2 protein-coding genes are annotated in these 1,711 nt (G+C 38.5%); both read right to left on the bottom strand.

Annotated elements, in window-relative coordinates:
- Positions 1-111: 111 nt before the first annotated feature.
- Positions 112-879 (bottom strand): DeoR/GlpR family DNA-binding transcription regulator, encoded by a 768-nt coding sequence (locus SORDD16_RS05200; RefSeq protein WP_061452603.1) that lies wholly within the window; start codon positions 877-879, stop codon positions 112-114.
- A 139-nt stretch (positions 880-1,018) separates the two neighbouring features.
- The coding region (gene nrdF / locus SORDD16_RS05195) for a class 1b ribonucleoside-diphosphate reductase subunit beta (RefSeq protein WP_061452602.1) at positions 1,019-1,711 on the bottom strand (693 nt) is incomplete at its 5' end.

The raw sequence follows: 1,711 nt of genomic DNA, 5'->3' as shown, positions 1-1,711 counted from the left end.
AACCCAGGAGCGTTATCCAAAGAAATCGGCTCACTGGTATAAAAAACTAGCTGATACGCAGATTATCAACTAAAACTAATAAAAATTCCCCGCCAAAAAGCAGGGGAATTTTTATGGTTTTGATAAAAGAATGGTTGTTTGTTTCGACAGGTCTTCAAATGTTTCTTGACTCAGTTTGGAATCTGAAACGATGGTATCAATTTCTGAGATATTGTAGAATGTGTAAAAATCAAACTTATTAAACTTACTGTGGTCTGCTAGTAAATATTTTTTATTGGCATTGTTCAAGGCGATTCGTTGTACCTCGCCCTCTTCTTCACTGAAAGTAGCAATTGCCTTATCCTTAATACCATTACAACTTACAAAAGCCTTAGAAAATTGAAGGTTGGTCAAATCCTGCAAGGTGAGTGTTCCCACAAAAGCACCAGTGATAGAGCGATAGTTCCCACCAATCAAAATCAAATCTGTTAGTTTTCGTTCGTTTAGGATGAGAAAAACAGGAAGACTGTTTGTTACAACACGAATATTATCAATAGGGAGTTCCCGAGCAAAGTATTCCAGAGTAGTTCCTGGACCGATAAAAATGGTTTCCCCTTCATCAATTAAGTGACCTGCAAAACGACTGATTTCTTGTTTTTCTGTTATCTGTAAGCCTTGTTTTTCAACATTTGAGCGCTCATTGTTTAAAAGTGAACCTGTACGAAGTTTTTCAGCGCCACCATGCACACGGACCAACAAATCTTTGTCCGCTAATTCTTGTAAGTAGCGACGAGCAGTCATGTCTGACACATCTAGACGTGACATGATCTCTTTTACAGTAATGGTTCCTTTCGTATTCACAGTCTCTAAAATATGATCTAATTTTTCTTGCTTTAACATCCTGATCACCTCGATTTCTACTATAATCATCTTACCATAAAACAATCAAACAATCAAACAAAAAAACAAAAGAAAACAAAAACAAAAATCTCGCAGTCTGTTTAAACAAACTGCGAGAAGTATGAAGTGACTATTAGTTTTAATCTAAACCGTAGAGGTAGTCCTCATCCTGCATAGCTTCAACTTCACCAAGGAGGTATCCATTTCCGACTTGAGAGAAGAAGTCGTGGTTAGAAGTTCCTGTTGAGATTCCGTTCATGACGATAGGATTGACATCATCAGCTGAATCTGGGAAGAGTGGATCTTGTCCTAGGTTCATAAGAGCCTTATTGGCATTGTAACGAAGGAAGGTTTTAACTTCCTCAGTCCAGCCAACACCGTCATAGAGGCTTTCTGTATAGCCCTCTTCGTTCTCGTAGAGAGTATAGAGCAGGTCGTACATCCATTCTTTGAGTTTTTCTTGCTCTTCTTCAGGCAATTCATTGAAACCAAGTTGGAATTTGTAACCAATGTAGGTTCCGTGAACAGACTCATCACGAATGATCAGTTTGATGATTTCCGCAACGTTGGCCAGTTTGTTGTTACCGAGATAGTAGAGCGGTGTAAAGAAACCAGAGTAGAAGAGGAAGGTTTCAAGGAAAACGCTGGCAACTTTCTTTTCTAGAGGGCTACCATTGAGGTAGATTTCATTGATAATTTCAGCTTTTCTCTGAAGGTAGGGGTTAGTGTTGGTCCATTCAAAGATTTCTTCGATTTCAGCTTTGGTATTCAAGGTCGAAAAGATAGAAGAATAAGATTTTGCGTGGACAGATTCCATAAACTGGATGTTGTT

Origin of the sequence: Streptococcus oralis, from assembly GCF_001578945.1 — a bacterium.
Classification (GTDB): domain Bacteria; phylum Bacillota; class Bacilli; order Lactobacillales; family Streptococcaceae; genus Streptococcus; species Streptococcus oralis_Q.
The sequence above is the reverse complement of the archived record's forward strand: the minus strand, read 5'-3'. Positions and strand labels throughout refer to the sequence as shown.